Origin of the sequence: Streptomyces sp. NPDC005820 (genome assembly GCF_040630255.1) — a bacterium.
GTDB lineage: Bacteria > Actinomycetota > Actinomycetes > Streptomycetales > Streptomycetaceae > Streptomyces.
Genome location: NZ_JBEXXE010000047.1, coordinates 1 through 21383 on the forward strand (window position 1 = coordinate 1; position 21383 = coordinate 21383).

Below are 21383 nucleotides of genomic sequence, written 5' to 3' on the forward strand. Positions count from 1 at the left end.
CTGAGGGCTTCGGCATGGGCGGCGGCCAGCTCGTCGTAACTGCGCTGGTCGGATGGGGTGATGAGGATCAGTCGGCCGTCGGTGGCGATGCGCCAGCCGTCGGCAGGGCGGCCCGTGACCGGGTCGAGGACGCGCCCGTCCTGGGTGTGCAATGTCGGCGGGATCTCGTCGGGGCGTGGTGCTGGGACCAGGACCTGGCAGCCGTCACGGACGAGCACCACAGCCCTGCTGCGATGCTCCGCAAACCGGTCCAGTACCTCCTGGTAGGCCCTTCGCTCCGCCGTGTGCAGGGCCTTGCGCCGGGCCGCGATGCCCCAGGTGCCGTGTTGCTCGGCGATCTTGTCCCAGCCCTGCGCCGGCTCCGCGGCGAGGCCGGTATCCACGTCGGGGAGGCTGATCCCGAAGCCTTCCAGTGCACGCGGCGCGAGGGCCCAGGTCTCTCCGGTGTGCTGGACGAGGCCGTGGTCGGCGAGGCGTTTGAGTGTCCGGTAGGTGGTGGCGCGGGAGACCGAGGAGGTACCGACGAGCTCGCTGACGCTCTGGTGGGGGTGTTGGTTCAGGGCGCTGATGAGCATGAGGGCGGCGCTGCCGAGGCCGTGGTGGGCGAAGGCGTCGTGGCCCATGAGACGGCCGAGGACGGTGGAGTCGATGTCGGCCGTTGTGGCCGTCTCAGGGGTGGTCCATTCCTCAAGTGCCGGGTCGGGGGGGAACTGATTGGTCCGGAAACGAGACAGCAGAGGCGGGCCGCCGTGACCGGGGGTGCTGCCGTCGCCCAGGTACCAGGTCGAGCTCTCCCGGCCATGGCCCACGCGCAGGCGGCGAAGCCAGCCTCCCGGCTTCAGGACCGTCTCATAGACGACTCGCAGCGTTGTGCGGGAGATCCCGGCTTCCTCCGCGGTCTGCCGCTCACTGGCGTGGTGCAGGAGTCCGCCACCGATCTCGGCGAAGTTCAGATGTGCCCGCAGCACCCGCAGCGCGGTCCGTCCCCGCTCCCCGCGCCAGGGCGTGGTCTCGATGCGGTCCCGGAGCGCGGCGAGCACCTCGTACGCGTCATGACGGGATCCCAGCGCCAAGGTGGTGCCGACGGCGGTCGAGGCGCTGGTCCAGACCCGGCGGATGTAGTCCAGGGCGCGCGCCTGCCCGGAGCGCAGCGCGATGAGCCGGGTGTGCCGTCCGCCTTCGTGGTCGGGGTGCAGCAGCAGCTGCGTGAGCTGGTGGATGCTGCCGCCTGCGCGGGCGACGTGGCAGGCGATGGCCGCGGTGATCCGGTGTCCGTGCTCGGCCGCGCCCTGGCGGTCCCCGCGCAGGATCACGGTCCGTTTGTCGGAGCCGAGTCGGCTGTAACTGCCGGTGGCGTAGCGGCCGGTGAGGTCGCCGAGCAGAATGAGATCGGTTGCGGCCGACGGCAGTTGGGCGTGGCCGACAATGCCGCGGAATTCGGTGGAGTTTTGTTGAGAGAGGGCGTGATGGGTGCTGTCTGGCACGGTGGGGTCGTCTCGCAAAGACGTGGACGCCGTCCAGGCCCGCTAAAACCACGGGCGGCGTCCGGAACCGACCTCCATCGGCGCCGGCAAGGTCTCCAGGATGGCCGTCCTGGAGGCCCTCGTACGACCGGACCCGAGCGGAGGCAGGCGTCCCCATCGCAGCTCGACCGAGATCGAAACAGAGCCCCGCCAGAGTCGCCCACCCGTGATCCACACCGGCCAACTCGGGTCCCTCACAGGCCAGTTTCAGGGGCTGATGCCTCTGACTGCCTCCGAGCGATCCGGGTCGAACCGGGGTCGAATCAGAGCGGTTTTCTCTGACTGCCTCCGAACGTCTCTGCAACCCGTCCTAGCAGGTCACAGCCTCATCGCCCCCACATAAGCGCAGGTCAGAAAGATGCGCTAGCTGTACCACTGGTTCCTGGCGAAAGCGGTCATGTGCGGCATGGCAGTTCCCGTCCCTGTCGGCGGGACGTCCTCGCCCCGCGTGCCGTGGTTGGAATCAGGGTCGTGAGGCTTGCATCGGCTGGGCAAGACGGCTTCTGCCAGGCGGAAGGACTTCTGTAAAGGAGCTGGTCAGAGCCTTGCTCTGTCAACCCCTGATCGCCAGGGTCGAGTGCCGCGTGGTGCGGCGACTGGGTTCGCGCTCGGGGAGCCGGATACGGCGACGGCGAGTGCGACGACTCACAACGTGGCGTTAATCGCCCTACAATGTTCGCTTAGTTTCAATTGTGAAACTCCTCTGCCGGAGGATGCTCGGTACAGCGGCAAGAATCGGCATCACTGCAGGTCAACTACTGTTCGTTTGGGAGTCTTGGACCGTCGGGTCGAATCCGGGTCGAATCCGCGCCCTCTGAGGCTGTTGAGCGTGTTGCCGCTGTTCAGGGGTGGTGTGAGGTCGCCTGCTTTCGGCTTGCGGATGAGGGGTGGCGCGGCGAGAGGTGGGGCCGATGAGCCGCTGAAGAGGCACTGAGTGGCGGCGGTCGGCTACCACGGGCGGGGGCTGACCAGCAGATTCTTCGCTGCTGGTGGCGATCGCCTTTCGTGATCATGTCCTGCGGAAATGCCTTGAGGCGGGACGGCTGATGCGTGACGGCGCGGGATTGATGGTTCCTGGCCAGAACCGACCTGCCGAGCGTTTCAGGGGCCGTCCAGGGGGCCCGCGGTGGTCGGGCCATGTGGCAGAGGCCCCGCCGCCTCGCGCGGCAGCCGGCGCTCTCGCGCTATCCGGTACACCACCGGAACTGGCATTCCTCGGCGCCGACATCAGCACAGCCTCGGTCGGCTCGCCGTCACCAACGCCGAACTGGAAAATCTTGGTACCTCGACGAGTTCATGGGTCCGCGAGGCCCCTTTGTGGCACTCATGTAAGAGGATGTCTCACGTGGCGAGTTTCGCGAGTTTCTTGTAGCAGGTCAGGGCGGCGGCCAGGCCGAGGAAGGCGAGGAAGTGGGAGCCCTTTCGCTCGTACCGGACGGTGAGCCGTCGGTAGCCGAATAGCCAGGCGATCGACCTCTCGATCTTCCAGCGGTGCCGGCCGAGCCGTTCGCCGGACTCGATTCCCGGCCGGGCGATGCGCGGGACAAGTCCCCGTTCACGCAGCCAGGAGAGGTGGTGAGCGGAGAAGTACGCCTTGTCGGCACGGAGTTTGACCGGGCGGCGCCGACGAGGTCCGCGCCGGGAGCGGATGGCGGGTATGCCGCGGATCAGCGGCTTGAGGGCGAGACTGTCGTGCATGTTCGCGCCGGACACGGCGACGGCGAGCGGGAGGCCCTGGGCCTCGGACAGCACATGGAGCTTGCTGCCCCTCTTGCCTCGATCGACCGGGTTCGGCCCGGTCAGCGAGCCCCCCTTTTCGCCCGCACCGACGCGGCGTCCACGATCGCCGAGGTCCAGTCGATCTCGCCCCGGGCGCCGAGTTCGTCCAGGACCGCCCGGTGCAGTCGGCGCCAGAGTCCCGCCTCGGTCCACGCGGTGAACCGCCGGTGTGCCGTCGCAGGCGACACCCCGAACGTCTCCGGCAGATACCGCCAGGCACACCCGCTGGTCAGCACGTACACCACCGCCGCGAACACTGCACGCTCGTCCAGCGGCGCGGTCCCACCGCCCTGCGGACGGGAGTTGAACGACGGCAGCAACGGGGCGACCAGTTCCCACAGGCCGTCAGGAACCAGCCGCTGCGACAGATCGGCACCCATGAAGAGACATCATGCCGCAGCTCGCACCATCACCACGTGAGACATCCTCTAAGTCCTGCTCTTGGCTGGGCAATTGGGGGGCACAAATGTCGGCGGCCAGTAGAAACTACTGGCCCGTCCCACTCACAGCGGGCTCCCCGGTCTCGATTCGCACGAGATGGCCCAGCAGATCACCGTCGGCCCTACCCGTCGATCCAGATCTCCCAGGAGGCCCTGGACCGCACGAGACATACCCCGGCGTCTTCCGCTCCAGGATGAGTAGCCGACGGCGGGGCCGGGACGGTCGTGCCGTCCCGGCCCCGCCGTGGCACGCCGCGGCGCGGCGGCGGAGGGGGTTGCCAACAGGCTGTGCTACCGCTGTCGAACCTCGGTCAGGAGACCGGGTTCCAGCCGTCCGTACCGGCCAGGTACTTCTGGGCGGTGTAGTCGGCGGCCTGCGTGGACGTCAACTTCGGAGCGTTCGCACCGACGCCCGCTCCGGCACCGGAGTTGTTGTACTCGAAGAACCGGGCCTGCGTCCAGGAGTAGGTGGTGTCCATGTCGGTCCACGGGTGGGCGGACGTGATACCCGAGTCCACCACGGTGTCGCGGATCACCGCCTGGGGTGAGACGGTCGTCGCGCTGTGCCAGGGCCGGCCGAGGTACATCGTGCTCGCCGGTATGCCGTTGGTGTAGATGTGGCTGCCGGTGATCAGGATGCCGTACTTCAGGCTCTGGTCGGTGTTCGGCGCCAGCACCGTGCCACCGACCCAGTTGCGCAATGCGATGTTGTTCCGGTCGAACACCGCGGTGGAGTTGCCGAAGATGAAGTCGATCGCTCCCTCGATGTAATTGCCGACGAAGTACTGCCGGTACTGGCCGGTGGCCACGGGGGCCTTGGCGAGGATCGTGTCCTGGCGGGCGATGATCCGGTCCTGGTTGAAGATCTGCCGGTCTCCCATGGCGGCCACCGCCACGGCCTGGGTGGAGTACTGGTCGATCTCCGGGTGCTGTGCGGGGTCGAACGTGTTCTGGATCGTGACCTTCGAGATCGTCATACCGGGCGCCTTGAAGGTGGCGACGGCGCTGCCCTGCGTGCCGTAGACCAGACCGGTGGTGGGGTCGATCATCCCGTGTGCCCGGTCGGCGGTGATGACGACGTCAGCGGCGTTTCCGGTCTCCCCCCTGATGGACAGGTTGCTCTTGCTCGCCGCGACGACGATCACCTCCGGGTAGGTGCCCGCCGCGAGAACGATCTCGCGCGCAACCCCGTCCGAGGGGGCGGCGTCGATCGCGGACTGAATGGTCGGATAGTCACCGAAGGGATCGGGCTCGACGTACAGCGAGCTGAAATCGACCGCGGTGAGCTTCCTGCGGGTGGAAGTGCTCGCACCCGCCTCCTCATAGGCCAACATGATCACGCGCGCGAGGGCAGCCACGGTCACGTAGGTGACGCCGCCCATCGTGAAGGGGGCCGCGAGGACGGTGGCACCCGCCACGAGCGCGGTCACGAGCGCGCGGCTCCCCGTGGCCCAGTTGTTCTGCTGGTCCGTGAACTGCGACGTGATCGTGAACGGCTGACCGTTGCCGAACGCCACGGCGGTCGCGGCCGCCTGGTTCCGGAACCGGGTACCTTCGGAGACCGCCACGATCACCTGGAGAATCGACGACGCGGCGAGGCTGACGAATCCGGCGGCGGTATTGTCACCGTTCTGAAGGGTCAGTACGGCGTTGTTGATGCTGGCCGGGGTGATCTGTGTGCCGAGGCGTACGGCTCCCTGATTCGCCAGGGCGGTGTAACTCGACATCGCCTGCCCGCTCGCGGGACTCGAGAAGCGCGTGTTCGTGTTGGTGCTGTCGGCGCCCGGCAGCGGCGAACTCCCCCCGGGCTGGGCAGCGGGCTCCAGCGGAAAGAACGAACCCCACGTCACGGCGCCACCCGCGCCACCGCTCTCGACGGCCTGTCGCCATCCCATGATGTAGGCGTCGGACCGGCGCATGAACAGCCGGATGAACTCGGATCTGTTCTCGGCGTGCAGGTCGACGGTGATGTAACTGCTGGTCCCGCTGGGGTCGGTCAGGCTGACCTGAGGACCGTTCGCGCCGGTGGGGGTCTGGGCCTTGATTCCGTAGCCGCCGCTGACCGCCGCCCTGATCGCGTTCAGCATCGCGGAGTAGTCGTTCTTGGCCTCGTCAGGCTCACTGCTGATGCGCCAGGTGACGTCCGCACCGGTCGCGGCGCTCGCGCGCTGAAGCAGGCCCAGCGGGCCCAGCAGAGTCGCGAAGATCGAGAGCGCGACCACTGTCACGATCGACCGGACGGTGAAGGCGCGGGCACCGCGCCTGCGAGGCGGCGGCTGAGGCACCCCTGCCTCTGAGAGCGCTCTGATATCGGTGAGCGGCATGCTGGTCTCCAGTTGCTAGGGCTGCTGAGATCGGGGACCCGCGCGTGCCGCCGCCTGCCGCATGTGCGGCAGGCGGCTTCGGACAGCGGCGACGCTGGGTCCGGAAGGGTGCACACCTGCCGGGCGGGAGTGGCTCGGTACCCGGCCGGGCGGCTTGGGCCCGGCTCGGAGTCCTGGCCGTCCTGGCGGAGGTCTGCACCGCAAGAATCACCGCATAGGAGAAACGCGCGCTATACGCGCTTCTGCGCAGGTGCGGTCCCCGGGAACTGGGTATCCCTGGTCCAGGCACTGGGTATCCGGACCCGGGCAATGGGTACGCGGGCCAGGACTCCGTGGATGGACAGCTGCCGCTACATGGGTGGCGGGCGGGGTGGACCGGCCGGTACCGCTCTACAGGCCTGTCAGGCCGTCAGGTACCTGGCTCACTGACCACCAGGACGCGATCCGGGCACGAGAGCCGAATCCGAGCTTGCCCAGAATGTTCTGAACATGACGGTCGGCGGTGCGCGGCGACATACCCAGCGTCGAGGAGATCTGCCGATTGCTCAAGCCCTCGGCGACCAGCTCGGCCACCTCCCGCTCCCGGCGGGTCAGCGAGCGGGCGAGGGCGGCCGGCGGCGTCCACTCCGCGGCGGGGAGCAAAGCGTACTCAATGGCCTGGCCCGGACTGTTCTGCAGGCCGCCCTCCGCGAAGGCCTGCGCATAGACCGCCGGACCCAGGGCGGCCACTACCGCTTCCTCACATCGCATGTGCCATTCTTCCATCCGCGGGCCGAACGCGGAGATGCTGGTACCGGCGTCCCGGCACAGGGCACGCGCGGCGCCCAGCAGCCGGGCCGCCCGACCGTGGTCACGGCCGGAAGCGGTCGCCCAGGCGAGGAGTTCGAGCATCCACGCGACCATCGCGTAGTCGTTGAAACCGCGCATGTTCTCCAGAGCGGACCGGGCCAGGGCCTTGGTCGCCTCCCGATCACCGCGAGCCCAGGCATCGTGACCGAGCGCCATCAGCACATGTGAGCGGCCCCACCGCTCCCCGATCGCCTCGAACGCGGCGATCACCTGCCTGCCGGTCTCCGCCGCGCGAGGGTCCCCCGCGTAAGCCTGTGCGGAGGCCAGCGCGAGCAGCCAGGAGGTCGCCTTACGCCCATCACCCAGCGCCGTTGCCGCGGCCAACGCCTCCTCGTACCACGAGATGCTTTTCTCCGTCTGGCCCCGACAGTACGCAGCCATACCCCGGAAGCCGCTCACATGGGCACTCAGTGCCAAGTCGCCCAACTGCTCACCCAGGGCCGCGGCCTCATCCAGCCACCGGTCGGCCGCCGCCAGGTCACCCTGCATCAGCCCCACCCAGGCGGCAACCCACAGCGCACGGCCCCGCTCCCGGCTGGGCTCGGGCGCCGCCGCCAGCGCCCGGTCGATCTGGCGACGCCCTTCCGTGAGGAATCCGCCGACGCACCAGTGCAATGCCAGCACCGCGACGAGCACAAGCCTGGCCCGGGTGTCACCGTCGTGGTTCAAGGCCGCCAGCAGATTGGGGTGGTCCACGCGCAGCCGGGCCAGTTCCCGCACCTGGCCGGGGCCGTACCAGCCGTCGTAGCCCCGCTGGGCGAGGGCAAGGAAGAAGTCACGGTGCCGCAGCAGCACCGTTTCCTCTTCGCCGGACTCCACGAGACGTTCCCGTCCGTACTGCCGGATGCTCTCCAGAAGCCGGTAGCGCGGCAGGCCCTCGGTCTCCGTGGTCAGGACGACGGACTGAGCGACCAGCTGGTCCAGCAGGTCCAGCACCTCGCGCTCCGCGACACCATCCCCCACGCAGACACTCTCCACGGCGTCCAGTGCGAAGCTTCCGACGAAGACGGACAGCCTGTTCCACAGCAGCCGCTCGGCTGGGGAGCACAGCTCGTAGCTCCAGTCGATCGTCCCGCGCAGCGTGCGCTGGTGCGGCAACGCGGTCGAACCGCGGCTGGTGAGCAACGCGAACCGGTCCCCAAGCCGGTCCGCCAACTGATCGACGGTGAGGGCGCGCAACCGGGACGCGGCGAGCTCGATCGCCAGCGGCAGTCCGTCCAGATCGGCACACAGCTGACGGACCCGTTCCCGGTTCGCCTCGATCACCTGGAACCCGGGCTGGACAGCGGTGGCCCGGTCCCGCAGCAAGCCGACCGCCTCCTCCGGACAGAGCGGCGGGACCGTGAGTACATGCGCGCCCGTGATGTCCAGCGCATGACGGCTCGTCGCCAGGATGCGCAGCCCGGGGGCGGCCGACAGCAGCGCCTTCGTCACTTCGGCGCACGCCCGGGCCAGGTGCTCGCAGTTGTCCAGCAAGATCAGCGCACGCCGCTCCGCCAGATAGCCCGCGAGCTGCTCCACGGCAGGCCGGGCACCTGTGTCAGGCACCCCCAGCGCGGTCGCGACTGCCCCCGCCACCGCCGCCGGGTCGTGCACCTGGGCCAACTCGACCAGCCACACACCGTCAGGAAAGTACTTCGCCGCCTCGCCGGCCGCTTCCAAGGCCAGCCGCGTCTTGCCCACCCCGCCCGGCCCGGTGAGCGTCAACAGCCGCTCCGTCTGCAACAGGCTGCCGGTCCTGGCGATCTCGGGCTGCCGACCGATGAAACTCGTGAACGCGGCAGGCAGGTTTCCCGCTCGCGAGGACGTTACATTGGTCAACGCTCACCTCAGTACCACATTTTGTTCAAGAACTGCCCACCAAGGACACATACCATCACATAAGCGAGGTTTTGTGTAGCGAACGGTGGAACTCGGTCGGTTTTCTTCGGTGGCGTCCGGCTGTGAGCCGGCCGTCGAAGGTGATGTCGAAGGCTTGGAGTGCGGCCTTCCAGTGCATGGTCCAGCGTTTGCGTCCGGTGCCGGTCGGATCCAGGCTCATGACGGCCAGGTAGACACACTTGAGGGCGGCCTGGTCGGTGGGGAAGTGCCCCCGGGCCCGGACGGCCTTGCGGATCCGCGCGTTGATACTCTCGATCGCGTTCGTGGTGCAGACGATTTTGCGGATCTCCACGTCGAATTGGAGGAAGGGCACGAACTCCGCCCAGGCCGCTTCCCAGAGTCGGACGATCGCCGGATAGTTCCCGCCCCAGGCGTCGGCGAATTCCACGAAGCGCTCTTAACTAAGCTGAGACGTCATCTCATTTGGATCGCCAGGCTGTCGGTCGTGGTTCGATCGTTGAGCGGCTGGTGCCGGATGAGTTGTGGAAGCTGTTCCAGCGGGTGGTCCCAGAGGCTCCGTCGCGGCCTCAGGGCTCGCAGCCTCCGCCGAGCGCGTAGCCGGTGAGCGCGGCGACGACCGGTATGGGTATGCGGGCGACGGCCGTGAACGAGTCCTGGAGCACACGCGAGCGCTTGACCATGGCCGTGTGGTCCATGCGCTCCATCTCCTTGATGTCCGCGCCTGCCGCGAACACCTTCTCACCGCCCTAGATGATCACGGCCCGCACGTCGTCGCGCTCGGTCGCCTCCGCGGCGAATTCGCGCAGCCGGTCCTGGGTGCCGGTGTCGAGGGCGTTCATCGGGGGCCGGTCCAGCCGGATCGTACCGATGCCCTCGGCGACTTCGAGTTGGACGGACATGGGTTCCTCAGCTGTCGAAGTCGACGCTCAGCGTCTCGGAGACGGGGAATGTCTGGCAGGTCAGCACGTAGCCGGCGTCGACCTCGGCGGGTTCGAGGGCGAAGTTGCGGCGCATGTCGGCCTCACCTTCGGTGACCAGGGCACGGCAGGTGCCGCAGACCCCGCCCTTGCAGGCGAAGGGCAGGTCGGGGCGAGTCTTCTGGGCGCCGTCCAGGACCGAGCCGGCGCGCGGCAGGGCGGCGGTGGTGGACCGGCCGTCGAGAGTGATGGTGACCTGGCTGACCGGACCGTCGGCGACCGCGTCCTCGTGCCGTGTCTCGCAGACGGGGGCGTCGTCCGCGAAGAACAGCTCCCGGTGGATCCGGTCGTCGGGTACGCCGAGACCGGCCAGGACCTGCTGGGCGTCGCGGACCATACCGTGCGGGCCGCACAGCCACCAGTGGTCCGCGGTCGTGACGTCGACCAGCGCGGCGATGAGCGCGGAGAGCCGGTCGGCGTCCAGGCGGCCGGAGAGCACCTCGGCCTCGCGGGGTTCGCGGGACAGGACGTGGCCGAGCTGGAAGCGGGTGGGGTGGAGGTCCTTCAGGTCGGCAAGTTCGTCGGCGAACATGACCGAGTCGGTGCGGCGGTTGCCGTAGAACAGGGTGACCCGGGAGCGGTCGTCGGCCGCGAGGACCGACTCGGCGATGGACAGCATCGGTGTGATACCGGAACCCGCGGCGATCAGGACGTGGTGGCCGGGTGTTTCCAGGTCGGGGGTGAAGGCGCCGGTCGGAGCCATCACCTCGACGAAATCGCCGGGGCGCACCTCGTGGACCAGCCATGAGGAGAACAGGCCGCCGGGCACCTCGCGCACGCCGATGCGCGGCCGGAAGCCCACCGGGGAGCAGATCGAGTAGGAGCGTCGCTCGTCCTGGCCGTCGACCGCGCGTCGCAGGGTGAGCGACTGGCCGGGCGCGAAGGCGAACTCCTCGGCCAGCTCGGCGGGGATGGCGAAGCTGACGGCGACCGCGTCCTCGCAGAGCCGTTCCACCGCGGTCACACGCAGCGGGTGGAAGGCCGGGCGCCGGCGGGTGCGCCGCGCCGCGACCGGGGCGGCGGTGCCGGGGGCCAACAGGTCCTCCATCAGATCTCCTTGACGTACTCGAAGGGTTCGCGGCAGCTGCGGCAACGCCACAGAGCCTTGCAGGACGTGGCGCCGAAGCGGGAGGTCTCCTCCGTGTCCGCGGAGCCGCAGAGCGGACACGGCACGGTCCGTCGGGTGGCCGACAGCGTCAGCGGCACCGGGCCCGACGCCGACCGCGTTGCCGGCCCGGGGGCCGCGATGCCGTGCTCGGCGAGCTTGCGGCGTCCGTCCGGAGTGATCCAGTCCGTGGTCCAGGGCGGGTCGAGGACCGTGCGCACCTGGACCTGCCGGTAGCCGGCGGCCGTGAGGCGCGCGGCCACGTGGGCGCGCATCTCGGCCATGGCAGGGCAGCCGGAGTACGTCGGGGTGAGGCTCGCGACGACCGTCCCGTCCGTGGCCACGGACACGTCGCGCAGCACCCCGAGGTCGGCCAGGGTGAGCATGGGCAGCTCGGGGTCCGGCACCTGCTCGGCGATGTGCCGGGCGTGCCGGGCGTCCGTCAGGGTGGTCACCATGTCGCCTCCGGGTGGGCACGGGCCACGCTCTGCAGCTCGGCCAGCAGCGGCGCGAGGTGCTCGGTACGGTCGCCGTCGCGGCCGGATCCGGGCAGCGGCCGCTGCCCGGGCACGGACAGTCCGGCTGCCTCGGTGACCTGCGCCAGTACCGCCACGACCTCGTCGCGGACGTCGTGAGCGAGGAACAACTCGCCCAGGTAGGGGGCGACTTGGTCCAGAGCGGCCTGCATACGGCGGTGCGACTCGTCGGTGCCGTCGCCGAGCCGGACGACCCACTCGGCGGCGTACTGGCGGTGATAGGTCAGCTCCTTGACGCCCTTCGCCGCGATCGCCGCCAGCACCGGGTCGCCACCGGCGGTCAGCCGCTCGAAGTGTGCGAGCCGCCACGCGGAGAGCACCAGCAGCCGTGCGACGCAGAACGCGAAGTCACCGCTCGGGAGTTCGGCCAGACGTACGTTGCGGAAGTCCGCGGGGTCCCGGAAGTAGGCGTACGCGTCCTCGCCGCGGCCCGTGCCGTCGGCGTGGCCCGAGCGGGCGTACAGCAGACGCGCCTGGCCGAGGAGGTCGAGGCCGATGTTGGCCAGCGCCACCTCCTCCTCCAGCTCGGGAGCCCGGGTGGTCCACTCGGCCAGCCGCTGGGCCGAGACCAGGGCGTCGTCGCCGAGCGCCAGACAGGTCGCGGCCAGTTCCGCCGCGTCCACGCCCTCGGGGACGGCGCTGTCCACGCCGTGCAGCGGGTCCTCGAAGCCGGTGCCGAACGCCCAGCGGGCGTCGCTGCCGTCGTCGTGTCCCTCCGCCAGGGACAGGTAGACGTGGTCGTCGCTCATGCCCTGCTCCTCAGATGTGGGGGACGTCGTCGGGGATGTCATAGAACGTGGGGTGCCGATACACCTTGTCGGCGCTGGGCGCGAAGAAGGGGTCCTTCTCGTCGTGGGTGGACGCGGCGATGTACTCCGAGCGCACCGCCCAGATGCTCACGCCCTCGTTGCGCCGGGTGTACAGGTCACGGGCGTGGGTGAGGGCCATGCGGTCGTCGGCCGCGTGCAGCGAGCCCACGTGCACGTGGTTGAGCCCACGCTTGCCGCGCACGAACACCTCGTAAAGCGGCCAGTCCCGCTTGGCTTCCTGGTTATCGCTCATGCCGCGGCACCTTCCCTAACTCGCTTGCTCTGCTTGGCCGCGTGGGCGGTCGCCGCCTCACGCACCCACGCGCCCTCCTCGTGGGCCGTCCGGCGCCGCTCGACGCGCTCGGCGTTGCACGGCCCGTCGCCGGTGATCACGCGCTGGAGCTCGTCCCAGTCGGGGGTGCCGAAGTCGTGGTGGCCCCGCTCCTCGTTCCAGCGCAGCTCGGGGTCGGGCAGCGTGACCCCGAGCTTCTCCGCCTGCGGGACGGTCATGTCGACGAAGCGCTGGCGCAGTTCGTCGTTGCTGTGCCGCTTGATCTTCCAGGCCATGGAGGCGGCCGAGTTGGGCGAGTCGCCGTCCGGCGGGCCGAACATCATCAGCGAGGGCCACCACCAGCGGTCGACGGCGTCCTGCACCATCCGCCGCTGGCCCTCGGTGCCACGCATCATCGTCATCAGCAGCTCGTAGCCCTGGCGCTGGTGGAAGGACTCCTCCTTGCAGATCCGCACCATCGCGCGGGCGTAGGGCCCGTACGAGGACCGGCACAGCGGCACCTGGTTGCAGATCGCCGCGCCGTCCACGAACCAGCCGATCACGCCGACGTCGGCGAAGCTCGGCGTCGGGTAATTGAAGATCGACGAGTACTTCTGGCGGCCCTCGATGAGCCGCTCGGTGAGGTCCGCGCGGTCGGCGCCCAGGGTCTCGGCGGCCGAGTACAGGTAGAGTCCGTGCCCCGCCTCGTCCTGGACCTTCGCGAAGAGGATCGCCTTGCGGCGCAGCGACGGAGCGCGCGTGATCCAATCGCCCTCCGGCTGCATGCCGATGATCTCCGAGTGCGCGTGCTGCGCGATCTGCCGGATCAGCGTCTTGCGGTAGCCGTCCGGCATCCAGTCCCGCGGCTCGATCCGCTGGTCACGGGCGATCGTCGCGTCGAAGTGCTCCTGGAGCGCCGGCCCCGCGCAGCCCTCCGACGACGACTCGTCGTGTGTCGCAACCATCCTTGCCACCTTCCCGACCGACCGTTCGTTCGGTAGATAGTATGCATAAGCGCTTTGCGTTCTGACAAGTACAGAGGTCCGGTCAGTGTCCCGTGAAGGACGGCCGCTTTCCCGCGAGGAAGGCCTGTACCGCGGCCCGGTGGTCCTCGGTCGTGCCCAGCCTCCCCTGAGCCACCGCCTCGCGCTCCAGTACGGAGGCGAGATCCGCCCCGGCGGCACCCCGCAGCAGTCCCTTGACCTCGGCGTACGCGGCGGTGGGCCCCTCGGCGAGGCGCTTGGCCAGCGCCAGGCCCTCTGAGGCGGCGTCCCCGTCCGGTACCACTTGGTGGACCAGACCCCACTGCTGCGCCGCTTCGGCGTCGAAGCGGTCGCCGAGGAGCATGAGGGCGGCGGCGCGCGACGGTCCCACGGCCCGCGCCAGAGTGGCGCTCAGTCCACTGTCGGCGGCGAGGCCGATCCCGGTGAACGCGGTGGAGAACCGGGCGCGAGCCGCCGCGACCCGCAGGTCGGCGCAGAGGGCGAGCCCCAGGCCCGCGCCGACACAGGCCCCCTCGACGGCCGCCACCACTGGCTGCCGCAGCGCGTGCAGCTCCTCCACCAGGGGGTTGTACTCGTCGCGCACGATCGCGAAGGCCGAGGCGGGAGCGGTCTCCATGGCCCGGGCGTGCTCCTTGAGATCCTGGCCCACGCAGAAGTGTCGGCCCTCGGCGGTGAGCAGCACCGCCCGGACGAGGTCGCCGTCGCCGCGCACCCGCCGTACGGCGGCCAGCAGCCCGAAGCGCAGCGGCATGTCCAGCGCGTTGCCCGCGGTGGGCCGCCGCAGTTCGATGATGGCGACGCCATGGTCCAGCGTGTAGCCCACGCTCTGTCGCGCCCCTTCGGCCATGGACGAGGCGGACCGGGTCACTCCCATGTGTAGAAGCCCTTTCCGGTCTTGCGCCCCAGTTCGCCCTGGGCGACCTTCTCGCGCAGCAGCCGGGGCGGGGCGAAACGCTCGCCGAGGGTCGCGTGCAGGTGCTCCGCGATGGCGAGGCGCACGTCGAGGCCGACGAGGTCGGTCAGGCGCAGCGGTCCCATCGGGTGCTTGTAGCCGAGCCGCATGGCGTCGTCGATGGCCTCGGGTTCGGCCACCCCCTCCTCGACCATGCGGATGGCCTCCAGCCCCAGGGCCAGCCCGAGGCGGCTGCTGGCGAAGCCGGGCGAGTCCTTGACGACGACGTCCTTCTTGTCGAGGCGGTGCGTCCAGCCGAGCACGGTCTCCACCGTGTCGGCCGCGGTGTCCGGCGCCACGACGATCTCGACGAGTTCCGAGGCCGGCACCGGGTTGAAGAAGTGCATGCCCAGGAAGCGGCCGGGCCGGATGAGGGCGGCGGCGATGTCGGTGACCGACAGGGAGCTGGTGTTGCTGGCCAGGATGGTGCCCTCGCCCACCGCGCGCTCCGCGGCGGCGAGGAGGCGGGCCTTGAGCGCGGCGTCCTCGAAGACCGCCTCCACGACGAGGCCGACGTGCGGGGGCAGGTCCTCGACGGACCGTGCCGTCGTCACCCGGGCGAGCACCTGGTCCGCCGACTCGGCGAGGGCGTTCCGCTCGGCGGCGCGCTTCAGGCCCGCGGCGACGCGGTCCAGTGCGGCAGCCGCCGCCTCGACGCCACTCTCCACGACGGTGACGGAGGACCCGGCCATGGCGAAGGACTGGGCGATGCCGGCGCCCATGCGGCCGCCGCCGATCACCCCGACGACTGCGGGTGCTGCGGTCATGCTCTGCTCCTCTTCTCCAGGAAGCGGTTCATTCGGTCCTTCTTGTCCTGGCCCTCGAACAACACGGCCTGGGCCAGGTCGTCGGCGACCGGGTGGGCGCCGGGCGAGTCCACGACGAGCTTCGTCAGGCGTAGCGCGGTGGCCGAGGAACGGGCCATGCGGTCGAGCAGGGCGTGGGCCTCGTCCAGCAGCTTCTCGGCCGGTACGACGTCGATGACCAGGCCGGCCTGGAGGGCCGCCGGGGCGTCGAGGTTCCGCCCGGCGAGCAGCACCTGCTTGGCGACCGACTCCCCGACCAGCTCGGGCAGGCGCCAGCAGGCGCCGGCCGCCGCGAGGATGCCCAGCCCCGGCTCCGGGTTGCCGAAGACGGCGTCCGGCCCGGCGATTCGGAGGTCGCAGGCGTACGACAGCTCGGCGCCACCACCCAGCGCCCAGCCGTCCACGGCGGCGAGCGTGGGCATGGGAAGCCTGCGCACCCGCTCGAAGAGGCGGCTGTTGATGCCCTGGAGGGCTTCGTCCCGGCCTCGCCGCAGCAGTTCGGCGATGTCGGCGCCGCCCGCGAAGACACCGCCGTGCCCGGTGAGCAGGAGCAGCTTGGGGTCCCGCTCCACGGCGTCGCACACGTCGTGCAGTTCGTCGATCATCCGGCCGCTGATGGCGTTGCGGGCCTCGGGCCGGTGCAGGGTGACGACGACCCGGTCCTCGCGCTCCTCCACGCGCAGCGTCTCGTAGGCCCTCGTCATACCCGCTCCACGAGCATCGCGACGCCCTGGCCGACTCCCACGCACATGGTCCCGAGGCCCCGGCGGGCGTCCTCGCGCTCCAGTCGTCCGAGCAGGGTGAGCAGGATACGGGCGCCGGAGCAGCCAAGGGGGTGGCCGAGGGCGATTGCTCCGCCGTCGGCGTTGACCCGCTCCTCGTCGAGCTTCAGACGCCGTACGACCGCCAGGGCCTGGGCGGCGAAGGCCTCGTTCAGCTCCACCGCGCCCAGGTCGCCGGCCTGCCAGCCGGCCCGGTCCAGCGCCCTTTCGGTGGCCGGCACGGGCCCGAGCCCCATCAGCCGCGGCTCGACGCCCGCCGAGGCGGCGGTGACGACACGGGCCCGGGGTGTGAGGCCGTACCGTTCCACCGCCTCGCCGCTCGCGACGACCAGGGCCGCGGCGCCGTCGGAGAGCGGCGAGGAGTTGCCCGCGGTGACGATTCCCCCGGCCCGGAAGGAGGTGCGCAGCCGCGCCAGCTTCTCGGCGGAGGTGTCCGGACGCGGTCCCTCGTCGCGGGTGACCTCGCCGTCATTCACCGGCACCGGCACCGGCACGAGCTCGCGGTCGAAGTGGCCCGCCTGCTGGGCGGCCACCGCCCGCCGGTGGCTGCGCAGGGCGAAGGCGTCGGCCTCGGCGCGGGTGATCCCGTCGAGGGCGGCCACCTCTTCTGCGGTCTCGCCCATCGGTATCGTCCGGTCGGCGGCGAAGCGCGGGTTGGTGAAGCGCCAGCCGAGCGCGGAGTCGTGGACCTCCCCCGGCTTGGCCCAGGGGGTGCCGGGCTTGGCCATCACCCAGGGGGCGCGGGTCATGGACTCCACACCGCCCGCGACGACCAGGTCGGCCTCGCCGGACCGGATCGCCTGGGCGGCGCTCGCGACCGCCGTCAGACCGGAGGCGCACAGCCGGTTGACGGTGTATCCGGGCACGGTGTGCGGGAGCCCGGCCAGCAGTACGGCCATGCGCGCCACGTCACGGTTGTCCTCGCCGGCCTGGTTGGCGGCGCCGAGGATCACCTCGTCCACACTGTCCGCCGGGATTCCGGCGCGACGCACGGCCTCACCGACCACCAGAGCGGCGAGGTCGTCGGGGCGTACGGAGGCCAGTGCGCCGCCGTAGCGGCCCTGCGGGGTGCGGGCGCCGTCGATCAGGTAGACGTCGTCAGGCATGGGCGGGCTCCAGATCGGTGGCGGGGCGACGCGACTGGAGGGTCGCGAAGCGGCCGGTGACGAAGGCGGGGTCGGACAGGGTGGCGCTGGCGGCGGGGTTGGCCGCGCTGCCGTGGAAGTCGCTGAAGGCGGCGGACTGGTTGACGAAGACTCCGCCGGTGAGGTTCTCGGAGAGGTGCACGCCCGCGTCCAGGGCGGCCGACTCGGCGGCGGCCAGGACCTCTTCGCTCGTGGAGTGGACCGCGGCGGTCAGCGCCCCGTGCGCACGTACCGTCTCGCGGAAGATCCGCAGGCTGTGCTCGGTCGAGTCGGTGCCTACGACGAAGGAGACGGGGCCGAACCACTCCCTGGTGTACGTGTCCCGGTCGGTCTCGGCGTCCAGCCGGGCCACCAGGGGCGTACGCACCTCCGCCTCGGGGTGCTCGGGGTGCTCGACCTTCGCCGACGCGCGCACCGTACGGCCCACCCGCGCCGCCTCGACCAGCCGGTCGCGCACCCCGTCGTTCACGACGGCGCCCAGCGTGCCGGCCGCGCGAGCAGGGTCACCGAGCAGCCGGTCCAAGGCGCCCGCGAGGTCGTCGGCGAACTCGTCGGCGGTCCGGACGCCCTGGTCGGTGGCGATGCCGTCACGCGGGACGAGGAGGTTCTGCGGGGTGGTGCACAGCTGCCCGCTGTAGAGGGACAGGGAGAAGGCGAGGTAGCCGAGCAGGCCGCGGTAGTCGTCCGTGGAGTCCAGCACGACCGTGTTCAGGCCGGCCTTCTCCGTGTAGACGACGGCCTGGCGGGCGTTGGCCTCCAGCCAGTCGCCGAACCCGGTGGAACCGGCGAAGTCGATGATCCGCACGTCCGGGTGCAGGGCGAGAGCGCCCGCGGTGCGCTCACCGGGCTCCTCCGCGGCCAGCAGCACCAGGTTCGGGTCGAAGCCCGCCTCGGCCAGCACCTCGCGGGCGATCCGCACGGTGACGGCGAGGGGCAGTACGGCGCCCGGATGCGGCTTGACGACCACCGGGTTGCCGGTGACCAGGGAGGCGAACAGGCCCGGGTAGCCGTTCCAGGTCGGGAAGGTGTTGCAGGCGATGACCAGCGAGACCCCGCGCCCTACAGGGGTGAACTTCTTGTCCAGCGCCAGTGGACCGCCCTTGCGCTGCGGCTTGCTCCAGCGGGCGGCTGCCGGGTGGCGCTTCTGCTCCGCCCAGGCGTAGGCGACCGCCTCGAGACCGCGGGCCTGGGCGTGCGGGCCGCCGGCCTGGAAGGCCATGACGAACGCCTGCCCGGTGGTGTGCTGCACGGCGTGCGCGATCTCGAAGCTCGCCGCGTTCAGCCGGGCGAGGATCTCCGCGGCGACCCCGGCACGGACGTCGGGGCCCGCGTCGCGCCAGGGGCCGGTGGCGGTCGAGGCCGCGGTGACCGCCTCGTCCGGCGCGACGCGGGGGTAGGTGATGCCGAGCGCGAAACCGTACGGCGACTGCTCGCCGGCGGGCACGACGCCACTGCCCGGGTGGCCGGGGAGCTCGAACGGACGGCCCAGTTGGGTCCTGAACGCCTCTTCCCCGAGCTTCGCGGCGTCCTCGCCGTACACGGTCTTGCTCGGCGACTCCGGATACGGCGTCCAATGCTCGCGACGCGCGGTCGCGGTCACCGCCTGTTCCAGCAGCGCGCGATGGCGGGTGAGGAAATCGGGGCCTTTCGGCCTCTTGTGCGGCATGTGGTCCACCTCTTGACAGGCACTGGTCCGGCTGGATTACTTGGCCGTGCCGCACGCTAACCGAATGTTCGGTCGGGAGACAAGGTGGTCGAAATAGTGATGCAGGCCGCGGAGGCGGCATCGGACCCCGTCGCCGTGATGTTCGCCGCGGACGAGGCCTCCCGGCGACTCGGTATCGAGTTGCTGGAGCACGGTGAGGGGACCGCCGTGCTGCGGATGACAGTGACGGAGACGATGGTGAACGGGCACGGGATGGCCCACGGCGGCTATCTGTTTCTCTTCGCCGACACCGCCTTCGCCTGCGCCTGCAACGGCGCGGGGCCCGTGACCGTCGCCTCCGGGGCCGGCATCGACTTCGTCGCCTCCGCGTACGAGGGCGATGTCCTCACGGCCACCGCCGAGGTACGCACCCGGTTCGGCCGTAGTGGCCTCTACGACGTCACCGTCCTGCGCGGCGACGAGGTGATCGCGGAGTTCCGCGGCCGCAGCCGCCGTGTCAGGAGTATGAGAACCAAGGAGTCGCAGCAATGACCAGCGAGCTGAAGACCCCGGCGCCGACCGCGGCCCGCCTGGGGAAGCCCCTGCCAGACCAACTGTTCGACGACGCCGAGAGGCTGTCCCGCGAGGAGCTGAGAGACCTCCAGCTGCGCCGACTGCGCGCGACCCTGCGGCACGCGTACGACAACGTCGAGCTGTACCGCAAGAAGTTCGACCAGGCCGGTGTCGGGCCGCAGGACTGCCGCGCACTGGAGGACCTGGCCCTCTTCCCCTTCACCACCAAGGCCGATCTGCGCGAGACCTATCCCTTCGGCATGTTCGCCGTGCCCATGGACCAGGTGCGGCGCGTCCACGCCTCCAGCGGCACCACCGGCCGTCCGACCGTGGTCGGCTACACGGAGAACGACCTGTCCATGTGGGCGGAAGTGGTCGCCCGTTCGATCCGGGCCGCGGGCGGCCGTCCCGGCCACAAGGTGCACATCTCCTACGGCTACGGCCTGTTCACCGGCGGGCTGGGCGCCCACTATGGCGCCGAACGCGCGGGCTGCACCGTGATCCCCGCCTCCGGCGGCATGACCGCCCGCCAGGTGCAGATCATCCAGGACTTCCGGCCCGAGATCATCATGGTCACGCCGTCCTACATGCTCACCCTCCTCGACGAGTTCGAGCGCCAGGGTGTCGACCCGCGCTCCACCTCCCTGAAGGTGGGCATCTTCGGGGCCGAGCCGTGGACGGAGGAGATGCGCCGCGAGATCGAGGAGCGCATGGACATCCACGCCGTGGACATATACGGCCTGTCCGAGGTCATCGGCCCGGGTGTGGCGCAGGAATGCGTGGAGACCAAGGACGGCCTGCACGTGTGGGAGGACCACTTCTACCCCGAGGTCGTCGACCCGCTCACGGGCGCGACGCTGCCGGACGGCGAGGAGGGCGAGCTGGTCTTCACCTCGCTCACCAAGGAGGCCCTGCCGATCATCCGTTATCGCACCCGGGACCTGACCCGGCTGCTGCCCGGCACCGCGCGGCCAGCTCTCCGCCGGATCGAGAAGATCACCGGCCGCTGCGACGACATGATCATCCTGCGTGGGGTGAACGTCTTCCCGAGTCAGATCGAGGAGATCGTGCTGCGCACCCCGGGCGTCGCGCCGCACTTCCAGATCGAGCTGTCCCGGCGCGAGCGGATGGACCGCATGACCGTCCGTGTCGAGACCCGCCCCGGCGCGCCCGCCGAGGCACGGGAGACCGCCGCCCGCGCGATCGCCAAGGGGATCAAGGACGGCGTGGGCGTCACCGTCGATGTCGCCGTCGTCGAGCCGGACACCCTGGAGCGCTCCCTCGGCAAGCTCCGCCGGGTCAAGGACCGGCGCGAGCCGTGACCGCGCCCCGGTCGTCCTTGCCACAATGACGTGGTGAACACAGCGCCCGTACGAGCCACCGCCGACCGCCGCGACCGCCCTGCCTACGACCGCGACAGCCTCCTGGAGGGCGCAGTCGGGGTCTTTAACGAACGGGGCTATGACGGCACGGGCATGGAGGAACTCGCCGGGCGCCTCGGCCTGAGCAAGTCGAGCATTTACCACCACGTCTCCGGCAAGGAGGAGCTCCTCGACCTCGCCGTCACCCGTGCTTTCGACGCCCTCTTTGCCGTCCTCGACGAGGACCCCGGCACCGGGAGCACGGCGACGGACCATCTGCGGCACGTCGTACGGCGCAGCGTCGAGGTGCTCACCGAGGAGCTGTCGTACGTCACCCTGCTGCTGCGCGTCCACGGCATCAGCGAGGCCGAGCTGCGGGCGCTGGCGCGGCGCCGCGACTTCGACCACCGGGTCGCCGGGCTGGTGGCTCGTGCTGCGGCCGAGGGTGGCGTACGTGACGACGTCGATCCCCACCTCTCGAGCCGGTTGCTGTTCGGCGCGGTCAACTCACTCACCGAGTGGTACCGCCCGGAGGGCGGTCCGCCGACGGCCGCGCTCGCCGATACCGTGACGGCGGTCCTCTTCGACGGTCTCGGCGGGCACGGGCGGACCGAAACACCAGCCTTCGTGGACATCCCGGGCACTTCGGGACCACACTGA

General features: G+C 70.4%; 17 protein-coding genes and 2 pseudogenes. 3 read left to right on the plus strand and 16 right to left on the minus strand.

Translation table 11 applies throughout. The features are described from left to right. The 16 genes and pseudogenes from ABZ464_RS40940 to paaN form a co-directional block, all read right to left on the minus strand. On the minus strand, nucleotides 1-1484 hold a 1484-nt coding region (locus ABZ464_RS40940; protein WP_359286799.1), incomplete at its 3' end, for a helix-turn-helix domain-containing protein. Nucleotides 1485-2864: 1380 nt separating this feature from the next. Beyond that, nucleotides 2865-3670 (minus strand): IS5 family transposase gene (locus ABZ464_RS40945; RefSeq protein WP_359286975.1). Its coding sequence is split into 2 segments (ribosomal slippage): nucleotides 2865-3340 and nucleotides 3340-3670, totalling 807 coding nucleotides; the frame shifts between segments, so codons are not numbered across the junction. A 383-nt stretch (nucleotides 3671-4053) separates the two neighbouring features. After that, entirely contained in the window at nucleotides 4054-5970 is a 1917-nt protein-coding gene (locus ABZ464_RS40950; RefSeq protein WP_359286801.1) for a pectinesterase family protein, read from the minus strand. A 486-nt stretch (nucleotides 5971-6456) separates the two neighbouring features. Further along, nucleotides 6457-8736: a LuxR C-terminal-related transcriptional regulator gene (locus tag ABZ464_RS40955; protein ID WP_359286803.1), complete on the minus strand. Its 2280-nt coding sequence runs from the start codon at nucleotides 8734-8736 to the stop codon at nucleotides 6457-6459. A 55-nt stretch (nucleotides 8737-8791) separates the two neighbouring features. Then, a pseudogene (locus ABZ464_RS40960) lies at nucleotides 8792-9181 on the minus strand (transposase); the annotation flags it as partial. A gap of 148 nt (nucleotides 9182-9329) precedes the next feature. Beyond that, nucleotides 9330-9656: pseudogene (locus ABZ464_RS40965) on the minus strand (enoyl-CoA hydratase/isomerase family protein); the annotation flags it as partial. Nucleotides 9657-9663: 7 nt separating this feature from the next. Beyond that, a complete protein-coding gene (gene paaE / locus ABZ464_RS40970) occupies nucleotides 9664-10782 on the minus strand; it encodes a 1,2-phenylacetyl-CoA epoxidase subunit PaaE (protein ID WP_359286806.1) in 1119 nt (372 codons plus the stop codon). Beyond that, complete coding sequence (gene paaD, locus ABZ464_RS40975) at nucleotides 10782-11297, minus strand: 1,2-phenylacetyl-CoA epoxidase subunit PaaD (protein WP_359286809.1); 516 nt, start codon at nucleotides 11295-11297, stop codon at nucleotides 10782-10784. The genes paaE and paaD overlap by 1 nt, the downstream gene beginning before the upstream one ends. After that, entirely contained in the window at nucleotides 11291-12124 is an 834-nt protein-coding gene (gene paaC, locus ABZ464_RS40980) for a 1,2-phenylacetyl-CoA epoxidase subunit PaaC (RefSeq protein ID WP_359286811.1), read from the minus strand. Before paaC ends, paaD begins: the two co-directional genes overlap by 7 nt. A 10-nt stretch (nucleotides 12125-12134) precedes the next feature. Then, a complete protein-coding gene (paaB, locus tag ABZ464_RS40985) occupies nucleotides 12135-12437 on the minus strand; it encodes a 1,2-phenylacetyl-CoA epoxidase subunit PaaB (protein WP_359286814.1) in 303 nt (100 codons plus the stop codon). Further along, on the minus strand, nucleotides 12434-13420 hold the full coding sequence (gene paaA / locus ABZ464_RS40990; RefSeq protein WP_359286817.1) for a 1,2-phenylacetyl-CoA epoxidase subunit PaaA: 987 nt from the start codon (nucleotides 13418-13420) through the stop codon (nucleotides 12434-12436). The genes paaB and paaA overlap by 4 nt, the downstream gene beginning before the upstream one ends. Nucleotides 13421-13502: 82 nt before the next feature. Beyond that, a complete protein-coding gene (locus tag ABZ464_RS40995) occupies nucleotides 13503-14333 on the minus strand; it encodes an enoyl-CoA hydratase-related protein (protein ID WP_359286820.1) in 831 nt (276 codons plus the stop codon). Further along, complete coding sequence (locus tag ABZ464_RS41000) at nucleotides 14324-15178, minus strand: 3-hydroxyacyl-CoA dehydrogenase family protein (RefSeq protein WP_359286823.1); 855 nt, start codon at nucleotides 15176-15178, stop codon at nucleotides 14324-14326. Before ABZ464_RS41000 ends, ABZ464_RS40995 begins: the two co-directional genes overlap by 10 nt. Next, the gene (locus tag ABZ464_RS41005) at nucleotides 15175-15921 is read right to left on the minus strand and encodes an enoyl-CoA hydratase/isomerase family protein (RefSeq protein WP_359286827.1); all 747 of its coding nucleotides are present in this window, start codon (nucleotides 15919-15921) and stop codon (nucleotides 15175-15177) included. Before ABZ464_RS41005 ends, ABZ464_RS41000 begins: the two co-directional genes overlap by 4 nt. Continuing rightward, nucleotides 15918-17105 carry a thiolase family protein gene (locus ABZ464_RS41010; RefSeq protein WP_359286830.1) on the minus strand — a complete coding sequence of 396 codons (1188 nt, stop codon included), beginning with the start codon at nucleotides 17103-17105 and terminating at the stop codon, nucleotides 15918-15920. Before ABZ464_RS41010 ends, ABZ464_RS41005 begins: the two co-directional genes overlap by 4 nt. After that, entirely contained in the window at nucleotides 17098-18810 is a 1713-nt protein-coding gene (paaN, locus tag ABZ464_RS41015; RefSeq protein WP_359286833.1) for a phenylacetic acid degradation protein PaaN, read from the minus strand. Before paaN ends, ABZ464_RS41010 begins: the two co-directional genes overlap by 8 nt. A 99-nt stretch (nucleotides 18811-18909) precedes the next feature. Here paaN and paaI point away from each other — a divergent pair, with 99 nt between their 5' ends. Genes paaI through ABZ464_RS41030 form a run of 3 tightly spaced genes read left to right on the plus strand, consistent with a single transcriptional unit; the run spans nucleotide 18910 to nucleotide 21383 of the window. Then, a complete protein-coding gene (gene paaI, locus ABZ464_RS41020) occupies nucleotides 18910-19341 on the plus strand; it encodes a hydroxyphenylacetyl-CoA thioesterase PaaI (RefSeq protein WP_359286977.1) in 432 nt (143 codons plus the stop codon). Further along, complete coding sequence (gene paaK / locus ABZ464_RS41025) at nucleotides 19338-20684, plus strand: phenylacetate--CoA ligase PaaK (RefSeq protein WP_359286836.1); 1347 nt, start codon at nucleotides 19338-19340, stop codon at nucleotides 20682-20684. Before paaI ends, paaK begins: the two co-directional genes overlap by 4 nt. Nucleotides 20685-20717: 33 nt before the next feature. Next, nucleotides 20718-21383 carry a TetR/AcrR family transcriptional regulator gene (locus ABZ464_RS41030; RefSeq protein WP_359286841.1) on the plus strand — a complete coding sequence of 222 codons (666 nt, stop codon included), beginning with the start codon at nucleotides 20718-20720 and terminating at the stop codon, nucleotides 21381-21383.